Below are 16,986 nucleotides of genomic sequence, written 5' to 3'. Positions count from 1 at the left end.
CTTAACTTCCTCAAGATCGCGTTTGGTGATCGGCTCATCCTGGTGATTCATCGGACCGTCCTCCGTGACATTTATAACAGACGCCGATAGAGGTGTCAATTTTGACATGGGACGTAGGGGGCGGGTTTCAAAACCCGCCCCTACAAACCGGCGGGCACAGGGCCCGCCGCTACACCTCCGTCGACGACGGGAGGGCGATTTCGCTCCCCGGCGGGGACGAGCCCCGCCGGTACGAATGGACGCTCTTCACTCGCTCGTTGCACGCTGGAAGACGATCTGACTCACGAGCATGAATGCGAGCAGCAGCCCGAGGATAACCCCCGCTCCGGGGAGGATCTTCCCCCAGTTCCAACCGTGGAGGACGAGCTCCCGGATCGGACCGACGGCATAGGTGACCGGGTTGATCTTGGCGATCGTCGCCAGCCAGCTTGGCATCAGCGTAGTCGGAAACATGGCGTTGCTCGTGAACATGAGCGGCATCATGAGGAAGTTGACGATCGCCATCAGCGTCTCCATCGTTTTTATAGACGCGGCGAGCGAAAGGGCCAAGCTGCTCAGGACCCCGCCGAAGAGCATCGCTATTAAGAGGGTGGGAATGATCCCCCAGAATCCGGATTGGAAACGCACCCCCAACAGGACAGCGATGATGATGATCGCCAGCACCTGGATCGCATTCTGGAGCATTATGGCGAGCACCTTTCCGAACGGGATCGCCCCGCGGTGGATCGGGGCAGCCATCAGCTTCTCCAGGTATCCGATCCTTCGGTCCCACACGATCGATATCCCGCCAGAGATTCCCCCCATCAGGGTGGTCATTATGATGATCCCTGGGGTCATGAACGCCAGGTAGTTACTCGTGCCGAAGGTCTCGGCGACCATCGGGTTGCTTGTCAAACCTTGCATTATGTTTCCCATGAGGCCGAGCCAGATCACTGGCTGAATCAGAGAGACCAAGAGCCTCACCCGCGCCCGGAAGAACTTTATCATCTCGCGCTTTGCTACGTACCAAGTATCAGCGAAGATCGTCATCTGCTCACCTCCTCGCTCTGCTCTTCATCCTACGTGCCTTGACCTGTGCCTCACGGTTTCCCTCTTCCTCGCGGATCTCATGTCCGGTGAAGTGAAGATAGACGTCATCCAGCGTGGGGCGCTTGAGACGGATGGACTGGACCTCCACAGCATGCTCGTTTGCCACCCGGACAATCTCGGGAACCAGTTGGTCGCCATGCTGTTCCACCACAATGCGATGGATGCCGTCCTCCCCCGCATTGACCTCTCGTACCCTGGGGAGGCCGCGGATGACGTCTAGGAGCATATTTACCTTCCCGACATCGCCAGCAAACCTCACAGTGACAAGGTCCCCGCCGATCTGCGACTTGAGGGCACCGGGTCCGTCCAGGGCCATAATCCTTCCGTGATCGATGATCGCCACCCGATCGCACAGAGAGTCGGCCTCCTCCATGTAGTGGGTGGTGAGGAATATCGTCATCCCGTGTTCGGCCCGCAATTGCTCGATGTAGCGCCAGATCGTCTGTCGCGTCTGGACGTCGAGGCCGAGGGTCGGCTCGTCGAGGAACAGGATCTGAGGGCGGTGGATGAGAGCGCACGCGATGTCGAGCCGCTTGAGCATCCCGCCGGAGTAAGTCTCGGTCAGGTCGTTCCGTCGCTCGTACAGGTCGAACATCTGCAGGACCTCGGTCGCCCGGGCGCGGATCTCCCGGCCGGAGAGGTGGTAGAACCGGCCCTGGAGGGTGATGTTCTCCCACCCGGTCAGCCGATCGTCGATCGCCGTCTCCTGGGCGGCGTACCCGGTCGCCCGCTTGATCTCCGCCGGATGGCGGCGGATGTCGACCCCGTTGATCCGCAGGACCCCGTCCGTCGGGTTGAGGAGGCCGACCAGCACCTTGATCGTCGTCGACTTTCCCGCTCCGTTCGGACCGAGGAACCCGAATATCTCCCCGGTTTGCACCTGAAACGAGATCCCATCCACGGCCCGCACTCCGTTCTTGTACACCTTCACCAGGTTCTCCACTTCAATCGCGTTTTTCATCTCTCAACTCCTCAATCGTCTGCCGTATTATCCGTTCGATCCTCTCCGCTTTCTTCGGAGGAAGCTCCTGAGAAAGAATGTCCCCGAGAAGGAGGTGCAGTTCGGAGAGCGCACTCCGGAGGCCGGATGGGAGGAGACGGTGGCGCCGTTCGAGGTGCGCGGACAGATCATCGACAACATCCTCCCCGAACAGCTCCCCTAATACCCGGATCGACCGGCGCACCCCCTCCATCGTCTCCTCCTTCACTGCCTTGGCCTGAGCGAGCCCGGCCCGTCCCTTGTCGGTGAGGAAGTAGACCTTCTTGCCCTTTTCGGCGCGGTGCTCGATCACCCCCGCCTCTTCCAGCGCTCCGAGGAGCGGGTAGATCGAGCCCGGAGACGGTCGCCAGAACCCGGTCCGCTCTTCGATCTGCTTCATCAGGGAGTAGCCGGAGATCCCCTCCTCTCCCGCTTCCTCGATCAGCTTCAACAGGTAAATCCGCAAAAAACCGCGCTGCATTTTCGTCTCCTTTGGATCCGATATATCGGGCTCGATATATTAGCCGTTCGGCCTGCTGTTTCAAGTCGGACTGGGAGAGGCGGGTTGCGGGCGGTAAGATCACCGGGAAAGGAGGGAGAATGGAGAAGATCACGACCAACGATCTCCTGACGTATCGGTTTCTGTCCGGGGTGCGGATCTCACCGGACGGTGAACTGGCGGCATTTATCGTCAAGCGGGCGCGGGAGGAGGAGAACGACTACGCGAGTGACATCTACCTCGTGCGGCTCGAGGACGGCGCGGTGAGGCGGCTGACGACCTCGGGCAAGGACGGCCCGTTCGTTTGGAGCGCTGATTCGAAAGCGATCCTGTTCATCTCGCGGCGGGAGGAGAAGGATAAAAAGGACGTAAGCCCGGTTTATCGGATCAGGATCGACGGGGGCGAGGCGGAGCGGATCGGGGAGATCCCGCATAAGGTCGAGTCGCTTGACCTGTTGGAAGACGGCCGTCTTCTCTATTCAGCGCGCGTCCCGCTCTACGAAACCCAGGAAGGCGATGAGGACTACGAGGTCCTGGACGAGATCCCGTTCTGGGCGAACGGGGTGGGGTTCACCAACAAGCGCCGCCGCCACCTGTTCGTATTCGATCCGGAGACGAACAAGGACGAGGAGCTCGTGTCCGGGGCGTTCGACGTCGCCGGGTTCGACGCGCGCGGGACGAAGATCGCCTATGCGGGGAAGGATTTCACGGACAAGGCCGGGCTCACCGACGAGCTGTGGGTCCTCGATCTCGCCACCGGCGCGCGCACGTGCCTGTCCAAGGATGAGCTGGAGCTCTCCGGACCGCGGTTTCTCGGAGACGACCGCGTCGTCGCCCTGGGGACTGACATGAAGGCCTACGGCCTGAACGAGAACCCCGAGGTGCTGGTGTTCGAACTCGAATCCGGGACGCACTCGTCCCTCACCCCGGGATGGGACCGGTCGACCGGCAATTCGGTCAACTCCGATGTCCGTCACGGCGGCGGGCCGACGCTGCGCGTCGCCGGGGATGTGATCTACGTGACCGTGACCGAGGACGATTCCTGCTACCTCGAGTGCATCACGCCGGACGGGGAGATCACCCGCGCGGTCGAGGCCCCGGGCTCGATCGACGCATTCGATGCCCGCGCCGGTCGGCTCGTCTACGTCGCGCTCCGCCCGGGGAAGCTGCAGGAGCTGTACACGCTCGACAACGGGACCGAGCGGCGGCTGACCGCGCTGAACGAGAAGGCGCTCGCCGGAAGGGCGGTGTCCGCCCCGGAGCGGTTCACCGTCACCACCGCGGACGGGACCGAGCTCGCCGCGTGGATCATCCGCCCGCCGGACTGCGACCGGAGCGTGAAATACCCGACCATCCTCGCCATCCACGGTGGACCAAAGACGGTGTACGGCGAGGTGTTCATCCACGAGATGCAGTTGCTCGCTGGTCGGGGCTACATCATCGTGTTCGGCAACCCGCGCGGCTCGTCCGGACGGGGGAACGCCTTCGCCGACATCCGCGGCAGGTACGGAACAATCGATTACGACGATCTGATGGCGATCCTGGATGCGGCGATCGCCCGGTTCCCGGAGATCGACCCTGACCGCCTCGGGGTGATGGGCGGCTCCTACGGCGGGTTCATGACCAACTGGATCATCGGCCACACCGACCGGTTCAAGGCCGCGTGCTCGCAGCGCTCGATCGCCAACTGGATCTCCAAGTTCTGCACCACCGACATCGGCTATTTCTTCAACTACGACCAGATCGGCGCCACCCCGTGGCAGGACGACGGGCGGAAGCTGTGGTGGCACTCCCCGCTCCGCTACGCCGACCGGGCGAGGACCCCGACGCTGTTCATCCATTCCCAGGAGGACTACCGCTGCTGGATCGCCGAGGGGATCCAGATGTTCACCGCGCTGCGCTACCATGGGACCGAGGCGCGGTTGGTCATGTTCCGCGGCGAGAACCACGACCTGTCGCGCACCGGCAAGCCGAAGCACCGCCTGCGCCGCCTGGAGGAGATCATCGCTTGGTTCGATAAGCATTTGAAGGGAGGGGAATGATCGAGATACGTGCCCTGCGTATCGACGATTACGACGCGTTGATCGCGCTGTGGAACGCGGCCGGGTTGTCCCACCGCCCGCGCGGGCGCGATTCACTGGCCCACATCGCCCGCGAGCTTTCCGGCGGATGCTCGATCTTCCTCGTTGCCGAGGAGGACGGGCGGCTCGTCGGCTCGGTCCTCGGGACGCACGACGGGCGCAAGGGATGGATCAACCGGCTCGCCGTCCACCCCGACTACCGCCGCCGCGGGATCGGGACGCGGCTCGTCCGCGAGGTGGAACGACGGTTGGAGGAGATGGGGATCGAGATCGTCACCTGCCTGATCGAGGACTGGAACACAAGCTCGCAGGAGTTCTTCGCCGCGCTCGGCTACCTCCGCCACGACGACATCCACTACTACTCGAAGCGCAAGAGCCCGGAGGTGTGATGGAAGAACGGATCTGCTACCGACCGATCGGGATCGTCCACTCTCCGTACAAGGAGCCGTACGGGGTCCCGTTCCAGCCGTGCTTCGGCCGCGGGGTGGAGGGGACAGTCGAGGTATTTCCTGGGTTTGCCGACGGGCTCGCCGACCTCGATGGGTTCAGCCACATCACCCTGATCTGTCACTTTCACCGCGCGGTCGGATACCGGCTGCGCGTCACCACCCCGCACCGGGAGGGACTGCGCGGGCTGTTCGCCACCCGCGCCCCGCACCGCCCGAATCCGATCGGGGTCTCCACGGTGCGGCTGCTCGGGGTGGAGGGAAGGATCCTGCGCATCGCCGATCTCGACATCATCGACGGCACCCCTCTCCTCGACATCAAGCCCTACGTTCCTCTGTTCATAACCCCAGAGGAGGTCGAAACCGGATGGTTGAAGGGAGAGTGAGATGAAACAAATAGCATGGCACGAACGCACGGAGCTGTTGGAACGGGCGCTGGCCGGAAACGGCGCGTTCCTGGTCGCCCGTGACGAGGCTGGAAGAGCGAACCCGATGACGATCGGCTGGGGCGCGGTCGGGCGGATCTGGAGCATCCCGACGTTCACCGTCCTCGTGCGCCGCTCGCGCTACACCCACGGCTGCTTGCTGCGGGAGGAGAGCTTCACCGTCAGCGTTCCCAAGAATGGTGACCTTGCCGCCGCGCTCGATTTCTGCGGTCACAACTCGGGAAGGGACATGGACAAGGCGGCGGCGTGCGGGATCGCGTTCCGCCCGGGGATGCGGGTCGCCACCCCGGTGATCGACGGATGCGCGTTGTACTACGAGTGTCGGATCATCGTGCGCAAGCAACTGGAGAAGGGGGACTTCTCCGCCCCCGACGTCCGCGAAAAGTACTACGACAACGATGATCATCACATGATCGTCATCGGCGAGATCGTCGCCGCCTACGTCGACCCGGACCGGACCGGTTGACTTTCGCGCCGATCCGTCATTTAATGGAACATACAGCGCAGTGAAGGGGAAGGCGATGGGACGGTACACAATCCGCGCAATGGAACAGGATGACGCCGAGGCGGTCGCCCGCCTCGCCCGGCTGTTCGAGCCGATTTCGACCACGATCTTCCGCGGGATCCCGGCCCCGGACGCGTGCGGCTGGGTGCGAGAGCATCTGGCGCGCCCGGGCTGGGCCGGGTTCGTCGCCACCGCCGAGGACGGAGAGGTGGTCGGGTTCGCGCTGTGCAAGGACCTGGAGCAGGAGGAGTCCGAGTTCGTCTTCCCCGAGGCGCGCAAGACGATCCAGCTCGTCTACCTCGCCGTCGATGAGGCGTTCCGCGGGCAGGGGATCGCAAGCGCCCTCATCCGCGCGTGCGAGGACCTCGCGAAAAAGCTCGGTCGGACCGGAGTCCTCCTCGATGTCTCCGAACAGAACCCGGCGATCAACCTGTACCGCCGCCTCGGGTTCAAGCGCCTGGGAGCGCAGGTGTTCATGCGCAAGGAGCTGGACCAGTAGATCCGCCTCGCTGACCCATCTTGAACAAGGGACCGGTTCGGAGTAGGCTCTCTTAGTCAAGATCGGAAAGGGGGTAAGATGCGGATTGCAGTGACAGGCGGGGCTGGGTTCATCGGGTCCCATCTCGTCGATTCCTACATTTCCGCCGGACACGAGGTGTTGGTCATAGATAACCTCTCCACCGGCAAGGCGCAAAACCTGAACCCAAAGGCGCTGTTCTCCAACGCTGATATCCGGGATGTAGCCGCGGTCGACCGTGCCTTCGCTCAGTTTCACCCGGAGATCGTGAACCACCATGCCGCCCAGATCGACATCCGCCGCTCGGTGGATGACCCGGCGTTCGACGCGACGGTGAACGTCGTCGGCTCGATCGTCCTGTTGCAACAGGCGGTGCGGCACGGGGCGCGGGGGTTCATCTTCGCCTCCTCCGGCGGGGCGATCTACGGGGAGACCCCGGAACCGGCGCCGGAGACGGCGGTGAAGGCTCCGATCAGCCCGTACGGAGCGGCGAAGGCGGCGGTGGAGTACTACATGTTCGTCTACCGCCGGACGTTCGGACTGCCTGCGGTGGCGCTCCGGTATGGGAACGTGTACGGCCCGCGTCAGGACCCGAAGGGGGAGGCCGGAGTGGTCTCGATCTTCGCCGGCGCCCTCCTGTCCGGGGCTGCGCCGACGATCTTCGGAACCGGGGAGCAGGTGCGTGATTACGTCTACGTGGGCGACGTGGTGAACGCCAACCTGCGTGCGATCGACTACCTCCTCGCCGGGCCGCCGGTACCGCGTACCCCGGACGATCAGGCGTTCAACATCGGCTCCGGGGTATCGACCTCGGTGAACGAACTCTACCGCATGCTCGCCGGGATCGTCGGGTTCGCGGGGGATCCGGTGTACGGTGACCCGCGCCCCGGAGAGCTGATGGAGAGCAGGCTCGACATCTCCCGCGCTCGGACCGTCCTCGGGTTCTCTCCGGAGATGAGCTTCGAACAGGGGATGAGAAAGGTCGTCGATTGGCTGAGCCGCTGAAGGTGCTCCTCTTCTTCGGCACCCGCCCGGAGGCGATCAAGCTCGCTCCGGTTATCCTCAATCTCAGGGAAAACCCGCGATTCGTGCCGATCGTGTGCACGAGCGGGCAGCATCGTGCCCTCCTCGACCAGGCCCTCACGGTCTTCTCCATCGTCCCCGATCACGACCTGGGAGTGATGGTCCCGGGACAGAGCCTGTTCTACGTTACCCGGACGGCCCTGGCCCGATTCGAGCCGGTATTGCGCCAGGAGCAACCCGATTTGGTGATCGTTCAAGGGGACGCCCAGACCGCGTTCGTCGGTGCGCTCGCCGCCTATTACTCCCGCATCCCGGTGGTGCACGTCGAGGCGGGGCTGCGCACCGGCGATCCGTACGCCCCGTTCCCCGAGGAGATGAACCGCCGCCTGATCGACCGGATCGCGGCCCTCCTGTTCGCTCCGACCGCGGCCGCGCGCCGAAACCTGCTGGCCGAGGGGATCTCGGACGAGTCGATCGTCGTCACCGGGAACACGGAGATCGACGCCCTCCTCTACGTGCGGAAGAGCGTCCCACCCCGTATTCGCTTCGACCTTCCCGGGAGGATCGTCCTCGTCACCGCCCACCGCCGCGAGAGCTTCTCCGGCGGGATCGCCCGGATCTGCCGCGGACTGCGGCGGCTCGCAGAGCGGAACCGCGAGATCACCATCGTCTACTCCGTCCATCCCAATCCACACGTGAGCCGGGTCGTCCGGGATGAGCTCTCCGGGGCGGAGCGGGTGACGCTGATCGACCCGCCTGACTACGCTTCGTTCGTCCACCTGATGGCGGACTCGGCCCTGATCCTCACCGACTCGGGCGGGATCCAGGAGGCAGGGGCGGCCCTCCACGTCCCGGTCCTCGTCCTGCGGGAGAGGACCGAGCGGACCGAGGGACTGGAAACCGGGGCGGCGCGGCTGGTGGGGACCGACCCGGAGCGGATCGTCGCGGCAGCGGAAGAGATCCTGTCCGATCCCGCCGCCTCCGCCCGGATGCGTGAAGCAAGGAATCCCTACGGTGACGGGAACGCCGCGGCCAAGATCGTACGGGAACTGGAAACGAGGTTCACATGAAGGCGTGCTACGCCGACCTCCATCTTCACACCACCGCCTCGGACGGGACGCAGACGATCGACCGGCTCGTCACCCGCGCCGCCGCGGTCGGGCTCTCCATCATCGCGGTGACCGATCACGATACGATCTCGCCTGAGCTCACGCGCCCGACTCAGTTTCGCAACGGAATCGAGGTGATCACCGGGGCGGAGTTCAAGGTCGATTTCGACGGGATCCGCGGCGAGCTCCTCGGATACTTCATCGATCCCCGCGCCGCCGCGCTCGTGGAGCTGTTCTCCCGCATGCGACGGGCGCGGGACGCCCGGATGGAGGAGATGGTCGCCCGCTGCCGCGAGGTGACCGGGGCGAGGATAGAGATCGACGAGGTGCGAAGGCTCGCCGCCGGGAGCATCGGGAGGCCACACCTCGCCAGGATTCTGGTGCAGAAGGGGATCGTCACCACCACGCGGGAGGCGTTCGACACCCTGATCGGGAGCGACAAGCCGTGCTACGTCCCGATCAGGAAACCAAACTTCCGCGAGGTGGCCGCCGCGGTGCACGGAGCAGGCGGCCTCACCTCGATCCCCCATCCCTGCCTGATGGACGTCCCCGACTGGGGAGATTTCCTCTCCCAGGTCAAGGGGGAGGGGGTGGACGGGGTCGAGGTCTTCTACCCGTACCAGGACGTCTCCCGCCCCCTGTCCATCCCCCCGGAGGAGATCCGCGCCATGGCGGAGAAGTATGGGTTCCTCCTCACCGGGGGATCGGACGACCACGGTCCCGATTCGGTTAAAGAACAGTTGGGAAAGGTCAAGCTCCCGTGCCGGTACGTGGAGCGGATGCGGGAGTTCTGCAGGGGGTGAGATGGTCTTCCTGAACGTCCTCCTCCCCGTCCTCCTCATCGCCGGGGGAGGGTTCCTCTTCGGTCGATTGGTGAACCGCGACCCGGCGATCCTCACCAAGCTCGTGTTCTACATCCTCACCCCGTCCCTCATCTTCCACGCCCTGTACACCCGCCCGGTTTCCGGCGGGGAGCTCGCCACCGTCCTCCTGTTCGTCTTCCTCGTCCACGGGACCCTGTTCGGGCTCGCCCACCTCGGTTCCCGCGCCGCTCACCTCGATCGGGAGACGCGGACGGCGGCGGTCCTCACCCTGTCTCTGAGCAACACCGGAAACTACGGGCTCCCGATCCTGCTGTTCGCGTTCGGAGAACAGGGGTTCGCGCTCGGGCTGCTGTACATCCTCGGCCACATGGCGTTTCAGATCACGTTTGGAGTGGCGACGGCGTCGTGGCGGAAGGGGATGCCGCTCTGGCGCCTTCCGGTGAACCTGCTGAAGGTCCCGTGGATCTACGCGTTTGGGCTCGCCCTCCTCCTGCGCGGAACCGGGACCGAGCTCCCGCTGCCGGTGGGAGAACCGATTGAGCTCCTCGCCCAGGCGGCGATCCCGGTCCAGCTTCTCCTCCTTGGGATTCAGCTCGGGCAGGTACAGTTGCGCGGCCTGTGGCGGGAGGCGATCCCCCTCACCGCGGCCAAGCTGATCGTTCCGCCGCTCCTTGCGTTCGGGTTCGCCACGGCGTTGGGAATTCACGGTCTCCTCCGTGCCGTCCTCATCGTGGAGGCGAGTACCCCGGCCGCGGTGAACTCCCTGATCCTCTCCCTCCAGTACAACCGCCGCCCCGATCTTGTCTCATCCGTGGTCTTTCTCACCACCGTGGGGAACATCGCCACCATGGGAGCACTACTGAGTTTCCTCTGATGCTCCCCTTGGCCTTTCGGGGAAAATGCGGATAACATTAACCGGTGGTTCGAAGTCGGCGGTTTCTTGCGGCGTTGTTCACCAAACGGGAAAAAGGAGATAGAATGATTGTAACGAAAAAGCATGCAAAGCTGATCACTCGGATCGCCACGAAATGGGAGGAAGGGCTGGAGCTGGAGAAGGCAGCGGACTCACTCACCGATGCCGACCTGGAATCCCTGTATCACCTCGAACTGGCGGGGCTTGTTTACGAAGAGGAGGACAAGTTCGTCCTCTCCCAGGCCGGGTGGCTGATCGCGGAAGCGCTCGATGAGTTCGTCGGCTCCGCCGGCCCGATCGACGATTGGGACGACGACTTTCGCTGGATCGGTTCGGAGGTGATCTCCATGATCGAGGTCGTCCGTGCCGCCCAGGGGAGCGCCGCGGACCAGGAGACCATCGCCCGTGAGCTTGACCGGCGGGGATTCATGCGGGATGGAACACTCCTCCCGACAGCGGAGTCCGTGCTTGAGGCGTACAATATCGCCGAGCCCGACGTATTCCTTCCCAAAAGCCTGTGCGAGAAGATCAGGAAGGTCCCGCCCGGGCCGGGAAGGAAGGGACTCCTTCCCCTCTCCACCGAGGAGATATTCCAGTTGGAGGCGATGCGCCTTCTCACGTTCTCCCTTCCGATGGGGAACAACTACTCCCTCACCGGAGCCGGGCAGCAGATCAGGGCCGGCCTGTTGACCGGAGCCGCCCCGACCGTCCCGATCACCGCCGAGCTCCTGTTCTACCTCCTCGAGGAGGAGCTGTCCGACGAAGCGAGCGAAGGGCTGATGGCGATCGGGGCGATAAACGATGAGCTTGAGCTCCTCCCGGCCGGGGTCCATTTTCAAACGGCGGCAGAGCTCCTGTTCTTGGCATCCATCCCGATCAATCCCGCGGTCGACTTCGGAGAGGTCGACTTATTGACGTTGGAGACGATTGAGCAGCTGTGGAAGCGGCACAGCGCGAACCCGGATCTCATCCCTTCCTACGACACGATACGCAGGGAGGTGGAGAGAAAGCGGGATGGTTTGGCAGCGTGGGACGTCGCATACAGCCTCCACCTCCTTGAGAGCTTCCGCCTCATTGACTCCGAACGGATCGAGCCAGGGGGACTGGTGTACCGGCTGACCGAATGGGGCGGAAAGGTGCTTGCGGATCGGAGGGAGCACGGGATGAAGCCGGTGTTCTCTACCGGGGTGATGGCGATCACCACGACGCGGATGGAGAACCTCTCCCCCGACGATGGATGGGTGGAGACGGCCGTCGAGCAAGGGCTCGTCGGGAACGGATACCCCACCAAGTCGGGACGACTGTTCGCCCGTCTCGCCGGGGAGATGGAGCGTCTCCCGTTGATCTCCGCGTTCGAGGGTAAGGTGCTCGGCGCTCTGCCGCTCTGGCGCGGGATGTTCGAGGACAAGCTCCTCTCCCTCTTCCCGTCCGCGGAGCGCGAGCGCGTCCTTGCTGCAGTGCGGAAGCTTATCGCCCACGGGCTGGTCGACGCTCTCCCCGGGAGGCTTTACTCCGTCACCGAGGCGGGGGAGAAGTTCAAGCGCGGAATCTCTCCGGTCCCTGATGAGATGAAGTTCTACGTCACCCCCCACATCCTCCGGCTCCTCGTCACCATGGTGGAAGTGATCGAGCGGGAGGGACGGACCGACTGGCGCGAGATCGAACGGAGTACACGGTTCGATCCGGTTCTGTTCAACGAGGTGCGGACCCAGGCGTCCCGCGCCCACTTCATCCGCGGTGACAAGTTGACCACCGCGGGAGAATTGCTGGTGGAAGGGGTGGAGATTCTGCGGGAGCACAAGACTGACTGGGAGGAAATAGAGGTCTGATCAGAGAAAAAACGTCGGGCGGGTTATCCCGCCCGACGTAAGATCTGATCGCTACTTCACCGCCTGGGCAGCGTTCACCCGACCGAGTCCGTACCACGGATCCCGTCCGGGCTTCCCGAGATCGTCACTGCTACCGCGCAGAATGCTCTCCACTCGGTTCGGGGAGGCACCCGGGGTTGCCTGCAGGATCAACGCTGCGATACCGGCGACGTGGGGGGAGGCCATGCTCGTCCCGGCCATCCACGCCCATCCCCCGGGGTAGGTGCTGAACACGAGGTCGTAGTACCATGGACCATCCGGATATAGGGAGGGATCCACGTTCCCGCCCGGGGCGGCGTAATCGACACCGGTCCCATAGTTGGTGTAAATGTAGGCCGGGGTGTCCAGGCTGACCGTCGGATCGATCCCCCATCCCTGCGGACCGGTCGCGGATACGGAGACCGTGCGGCCCGACTCGGCCGGGATGGAGATCCAGCTCGCGTCGCCGGTCAGATTCGCCGCATCGTTCCCGGCTGCTGCCACCACGAACGTCCCGTTTTGCCACACGTAGTCGATCACGCGGGTGAGGAGACTGGTCAACCCGGCGACCTCGTTTGCCCCTACCTTGGTTCCATCCTCAGTGATGAACCCCGACCGCGGGAGGTACGCCCCAAGGCTCATGTTGATGACCTTCGCCCCAACGGCGTTGGCGTAGAGAAGCCCTTGAATGAGCCAGCTGAAGTTTCCGCTTCCCGTATGGTCGAGCACCTTCACCGCCACCAGCTCGGCGTCCGGAGCGACCCCGATTGAGCCGAACTCGTTGTGGGCAGCAGCGATGATCCCGGCGACGTGCGTTCCATGTCCGGCCTCGTCATCGATGTACGGCTCGTACGGGACGAACGAGGTGCTGAGAGCGGTATTCACGTTGGGAGCGAGATCGGGATGGGTATAGTCGATTCCGGAATCGAGGACCGCCACCCGTACCCCGGCTCCGGTGTAGCCGGCGTCCCACGCCGCGGGGGCATCGATCGCGAACATGCTCCATTGATAGGCGTTGAAGAACCATTCATCGTCCCCGATGCTCTGGCTCGCCACCCCGCCCGCTGCCGGTCCGGCCTGGTCCGCCGGGAGGACGTTCACGTAATCCTCTCCCGGCAGCCAGTTCAGCTTTACATCAGGGAGGACGTACTTAACCGCGGGCAGTGCGGCAATCTCGTCCACGAACGTTGCGCTCTTCGCGGTGACAACCGCAGCCCCGATCGTGGCGAACTCCTCTTTCACCGCTCCTCCAGCGGCCGTCACTTCTCGGTCGAAATCGGCGGGGAGCCTGTTCCCCTTCATCATCACTAGGTAATCCTTCCCTGCCTGATCGGCCGCCTGCGGGGATGAGGAAAGGTTGGACTGCGGTCCGAACAGGGACGTACAACCGGTTAAGGCAAGTAGAAAAGCCAAAACGGCCACGATGGCGATAACCCCTCGTTTCTTCATGTCGCCTCCTTTTTAGTTACAGACGGACAGGGAATCACTCAAACGCCCGATCACCTCCTTTTTTTCCCGTCCGGCTCATTTGGAGCTATTATGACAGAACTGGGTGGGTTAGACAACCCCGTCCGGCTCGCAACCCCGGGTGGGCTCGGGTATCATTCCCGCTCGAAGGGTGGTGATGCGATGCGTGCGTGCGTCGTCTTTTTCTTTATCGTTGTGAGTTTAGTCTCCCTTCCCCTCGCGGCGGACGGGATCCAATGGGCGGTGAACCAGCCGCTGCGCTGGGCCGACTTCCGTGGCGCTCCCCCGTCTCAGCCGATGCTCGAAGCGGCGTCGATCGACATGCGGGTGACCTGGCACGTCGCCTACACCGTCTCCTACGATCCAAGCCGGAGCTGCTGGACCGGACGGATCGATGGGATCACGGTCGAGAACACGATGGATCCGTACGGCTCGTGGGTGGTCCCGGGGAAGGAGAACAGGGGCCTCCTCAACCATGAGCAGCGCCATTTCGACCTGAACGAGGTCTACGCCCTCCGACTCCGGGCTGAACTGTGCCGCGTCTCGGCGACGGGAAAGACGGCGGACGCAGCGAAGCATGCCCTGTCGGAGAGGATAAACGGGACGGCCGCGCAGATCCTCTCCACCCTCTCCGCGATGCAGGAGCTCTACGACGATGAGACCGGGCACGGGACCGACCCTTCCGCGCAAGCGGAGTGGGATATCCGCATCGACTCTTGGCTCGCACGACCCGAGCTCGCTCCAGCCACGGTTGGCGGGCTTGCGGTCGATTCCGGTAAAATGGTCATCCAATCGAAGAAGAGGTGAAGATGACGATCAGAGTGAGGTTCGCCCCCAGCCCGACCGGGTACCTGCACGTAGGTGGGGCCCGTACCGCGCTGTTCAACTGGTTGTTCGCCCGCCACAACAACGGGACGTTCGTGCTGCGCATCGAGGACACCGATCGGGCCCGTTCGACCGAGGAGTCGATCGCCCAGATCCTCGAGGCGATGCGCTGGCTCGGGCTCGACTGGGATGAGTACTACCGTCAGACCGACCGCACTGAGCTCCACCTCCGCGCGGCGGAGTCGCTGATGGCGCAGAATGCGGCGTACGAGAAGGACGGAGCGTGGTGGTTCCGCGTCCCGACCGAGGGGGAGACGGTCGTGCACGACGATCTCCTTGGGGACGTCGTCTACCCGAACTCTCAGCTCAAGGACTTCGTCATCCGCCGCTCCGACGGGAGCTTCGTGTACAACTTCGTGGTGGTGGTCGACGACGCCGATATGGGGATCACCCACGTCATCCGCGGCGACGACCACCTGAACAACACTCCGAAGCAGATCCTCCTCTATCAGGCACTCGGAAAGCCGCTCCCCCACTTCGTCCACCTCCCGATGATCCTCGGGCCGGATCGCACCCGGCTATCCAAGCGGCACGGGGTGACGTCGGTCCTCGAGTACCGCCGCCGCGGGTTCCTCCCCGAGGCGCTGGTGAACTTCCTCGCCCGCCTCGGTTGGTCGCACGGGGATCAGGAGTTCTTCACCCGCGATGAGCTGATCGAGCTGTTCTCGCTCGACCACATCGGCAAATCCGCGTCGGTGTTCGACGAGGAGAAGCTCCACTGGCTGAACCAACAGCACATGAAGGCGGCCGATCCGGGAAGGCTCGTCGAGCTCGTCGCTCCGTTCGTGCGCGAGCAGGGGAAGGTAACCGAGGAAATGTGGAGCGGGATCGATCGTGACCGTCTCACCCAGGCAGTGGAGCGGCTCCGCCACCGGTGCAAGACCCTGGTCGACCTGGCGCGGGTGCTGGAGATCGTGTTCCCGGTCGAGATCGACCGCGAGGAGGAGATCGAGCTGGACGACCGGCAGCGGGAGTTAATTGAAGCGTTAATCGATGCGTTTTCCGGGATGACCGAGTTCACCCCGGAGGCGGTGGAGCAAGCGATGCGGGAGACGCTCGCCGCGCACGGAGCAAAGCTCAAGGACGTGGGGCACGCGTGCCGGATGGCGGTCACCGGGCGGAGGGCCGGACCGGGCCTGTTCGAGACGATCGCCCTCATCGGCCGGGATATCACGATCGCGCGCCTGCGCGATTTGATCCACGAGGAGTGAAAATGCGGAAGTTCATCTCAGCCATCTTTATCTTGACTGTATTCGCCTGCGTTGCCGCGGCGGCACAGGCCGACCTCGCGTACGATAGCAACGTGCTTGAGCTGACCGGGCTGTTCCATCCCCAGGCGATCCGGCTTACATCCCCACCGGCGGACGTCGCGCTCCCGTCCGGCGCCGCGGGGGACCCGGGCTACGGGGTGATCCCGCTGAACGGGCAGGGATTTCCTGTCCTCTTGTACCGCGACGGGGATACCGTCAATTTATACGTGCGCCTGAGCGGGGACGGCGATTTCGTCCCGGTCGCGTGGACCAAGGTCTACACCTCGGGCCAGCACGTCGCCATGTTTTCGCTGGACGTCTCCTATATCTCCGGACGCGAGCCGTACGCGCTCATCGCGGTATGGGATCCGGCTTACCCCACGGTCCTCGTCTACTTCCGGGGCGGATACCGAACCGGGAAGGTCGTGCTCAGGGACACGGAGTACAAGATCGCTGTGCTGGACGAGAACACTGATGGGCGCTACGACGACCGCGAAAACGGGACGCTGTTCATCGATACCGATCGCGACGGCGAGCTCCTCACCAGTCGTGACTCGCACGAGCGGTTCAACCTTTCCGAACCGTTCAACATCGGCGGCACGGTGTACGCCGTGAAATCGATCAGCGCCGACGGGGCGCGTATCGTGATCGAGGAGTCCGACACCTACGTTCCGGAGAAGCTCCCGCTCGAGGTGGGATTCCCCGCCCCGGATTTCTCGGGGACGACGGCAGAGGGAAAGGAGATCGCCCTGTCCGAGCTCAAGGGGAAGATCGTGCTCCTCGACTTCTGGGCCGGGTGGTGCACTCCGTGTCTGCACGAGCTTCCGAACGTGAAGAAGATCGCCGCTGATTACGCCGCTGATCTCATCGTGATCGGGATCAACCTCGATCGCAGCGAGGCGGAGTTCGAGCGGGCGGTGGCGGAGAACGGACTCGACTATCCTCAGGTGTTCGACGGCTCCGACGGGAAGATCGCGGCCCTGTACCGGGTGACGGCGATCCCGATGAGCTACCTGATCGATCGGGACGGGAAGATCGTCGGCAAGGACCTGCGCGGGGACGCCCTCCGCCAGGCGGTGGAGGAACTGGTCCATCCGGGAGGATGA

17 protein-coding genes are annotated in these 16,986 nt (G+C 63.9%); 13 read left to right on the top strand and 4 right to left on the bottom strand.

Going from position 1 to position 16,986, the window contains the following annotated elements:
- Nucleotides 1–246 precede the first annotated feature (246 nt).
- Genes J7J55_06875 through J7J55_06865 form a run of 3 tightly spaced genes read right to left on the bottom strand, consistent with a single transcriptional unit; the run spans nucleotide 247 to nucleotide 2,549 of the window.
- Nucleotides 247–1,029 (bottom strand): ABC transporter permease, encoded by a 783-nt coding sequence (locus J7J55_06875; GenBank protein MCD6142422.1) that lies wholly within the window; start codon nucleotides 1,027–1,029, stop codon nucleotides 247–249.
- A 4-nt stretch (nucleotides 1,030–1,033) separates the two neighbouring features.
- The gene (locus J7J55_06870) at nucleotides 1,034–2,050 is read right to left on the bottom strand and encodes an ATP-binding cassette domain-containing protein (GenBank protein ID MCD6142421.1); all 1,017 of its coding nucleotides are present in this window, start codon (nucleotides 2,048–2,050) and stop codon (nucleotides 1,034–1,036) included.
- Nucleotides 2,034–2,549: a PadR family transcriptional regulator gene (locus J7J55_06865; protein ID MCD6142420.1), complete on the bottom strand. Its 516-nt coding sequence runs from the start codon at nucleotides 2,547–2,549 to the stop codon at nucleotides 2,034–2,036. The genes J7J55_06870 and J7J55_06865 overlap by 17 nt, the downstream gene beginning before the upstream one ends.
- A 119-nt stretch (nucleotides 2,550–2,668) precedes the next feature.
- Here J7J55_06865 and J7J55_06860 point away from each other — a divergent pair, with 119 nt between their 5' ends.
- From J7J55_06860 to J7J55_06815, 10 genes are all read left to right on the top strand, one after another.
- Complete coding sequence (locus J7J55_06860) at nucleotides 2,669–4,609, top strand: S9 family peptidase (protein MCD6142419.1); 1,941 nt, start codon at nucleotides 2,669–2,671, stop codon at nucleotides 4,607–4,609.
- A complete protein-coding gene (locus J7J55_06855) occupies nucleotides 4,606–5,037 on the top strand; it encodes a GNAT family N-acetyltransferase (GenBank protein ID MCD6142418.1) in 432 nt (143 codons plus the stop codon). The genes J7J55_06860 and J7J55_06855 overlap by 4 nt, the downstream gene beginning before the upstream one ends.
- Nucleotides 5,037–5,480, top strand: coding sequence for a tRNA (N6-threonylcarbamoyladenosine(37)-N6)-methyltransferase TrmO (tsaA, locus tag J7J55_06850; protein ID MCD6142417.1), 444 nt, complete (start codon nucleotides 5,037–5,039; stop codon nucleotides 5,478–5,480). The genes J7J55_06855 and tsaA overlap by 1 nt, the downstream gene beginning before the upstream one ends.
- Nucleotide 5,481: 1 nt before the next feature.
- Complete coding sequence (locus J7J55_06845; protein ID MCD6142416.1) at nucleotides 5,482–6,006, top strand: flavin reductase; 525 nt, start codon at nucleotides 5,482–5,484, stop codon at nucleotides 6,004–6,006.
- A gap of 55 nt (nucleotides 6,007–6,061) precedes the next feature.
- Complete coding sequence (locus J7J55_06840) at nucleotides 6,062–6,544, top strand: GNAT family N-acetyltransferase (protein MCD6142415.1); 483 nt, start codon at nucleotides 6,062–6,064, stop codon at nucleotides 6,542–6,544.
- Nucleotides 6,545–6,622: 78 nt separating this feature from the next.
- Entirely contained in the window at nucleotides 6,623–7,567 is a 945-nt protein-coding gene (locus tag J7J55_06835; GenBank protein MCD6142414.1) for an NAD-dependent epimerase/dehydratase family protein, read from the top strand.
- On the top strand, nucleotides 7,564–8,655 hold the full coding sequence (gene wecB / locus J7J55_06830; GenBank protein MCD6142413.1) for a UDP-N-acetylglucosamine 2-epimerase (non-hydrolyzing): 1,092 nt from the start codon (nucleotides 7,564–7,566) through the stop codon (nucleotides 8,653–8,655). Before J7J55_06835 ends, wecB begins: the two co-directional genes overlap by 4 nt.
- Nucleotides 8,652–9,497, top strand: a complete 846-nt coding sequence (locus J7J55_06825; GenBank protein ID MCD6142412.1) for a PHP domain-containing protein — start codon at nucleotides 8,652–8,654, stop codon at nucleotides 9,495–9,497. The genes wecB and J7J55_06825 overlap by 4 nt, the downstream gene beginning before the upstream one ends.
- 1 nt (nucleotide 9,498) lies before the next feature.
- Nucleotides 9,499–10,392: an AEC family transporter gene (locus tag J7J55_06820; GenBank protein MCD6142411.1), complete on the top strand. Its 894-nt coding sequence runs from the start codon at nucleotides 9,499–9,501 to the stop codon at nucleotides 10,390–10,392.
- Nucleotides 10,393–10,496: 104 nt separating this feature from the next.
- Nucleotides 10,497–12,260: a DUF505 family protein gene (locus J7J55_06815; GenBank protein MCD6142410.1), complete on the top strand. Its 1,764-nt coding sequence runs from the start codon at nucleotides 10,497–10,499 to the stop codon at nucleotides 12,258–12,260.
- 51 nt (nucleotides 12,261–12,311) lie between these two features.
- Here the strand turns inward: J7J55_06815 and J7J55_06810 are convergent, their stop codons facing one another.
- A complete protein-coding gene (locus J7J55_06810) occupies nucleotides 12,312–13,727 on the bottom strand; it encodes a S8 family serine peptidase (protein ID MCD6142409.1) in 1,416 nt (471 codons plus the stop codon).
- 90 nt (nucleotides 13,728–13,817) lie between these two features.
- Here J7J55_06810 and J7J55_06805 point away from each other — a divergent pair, with 90 nt between their 5' ends.
- From J7J55_06805 to J7J55_06795, 3 genes are read left to right on the top strand one after another with little or no spacing between them, the layout of a single operon-like run.
- Nucleotides 13,818–14,552, top strand: a complete 735-nt coding sequence (locus tag J7J55_06805) for a hypothetical protein (protein ID MCD6142408.1) — start codon at nucleotides 13,818–13,820, stop codon at nucleotides 14,550–14,552.
- A gap of 2 nt (nucleotides 14,553–14,554) precedes the next feature.
- Nucleotides 14,555–15,841 (top strand): glutamate--tRNA ligase, encoded by a 1,287-nt coding sequence (locus J7J55_06800; protein ID MCD6142407.1) that lies wholly within the window; start codon nucleotides 14,555–14,557, stop codon nucleotides 15,839–15,841.
- 2 nt (nucleotides 15,842–15,843) lie between these two features.
- Nucleotides 15,844–16,986: a TlpA family protein disulfide reductase gene (locus J7J55_06795; GenBank protein ID MCD6142406.1), complete on the top strand. Its 1,143-nt coding sequence runs from the start codon at nucleotides 15,844–15,846 to the stop codon at nucleotides 16,984–16,986.

The organism is Candidatus Bipolaricaulota bacterium, assembly GCA_021159055.1.
Classification (GTDB): Bacteria; Bipolaricaulota; Bipolaricaulia; order UBA7950; family UBA9294; genus S016-54.
The sequence above is the reverse complement of the archived record's forward strand: the minus strand, read 5'-3'. Positions and strand labels throughout refer to the sequence as shown.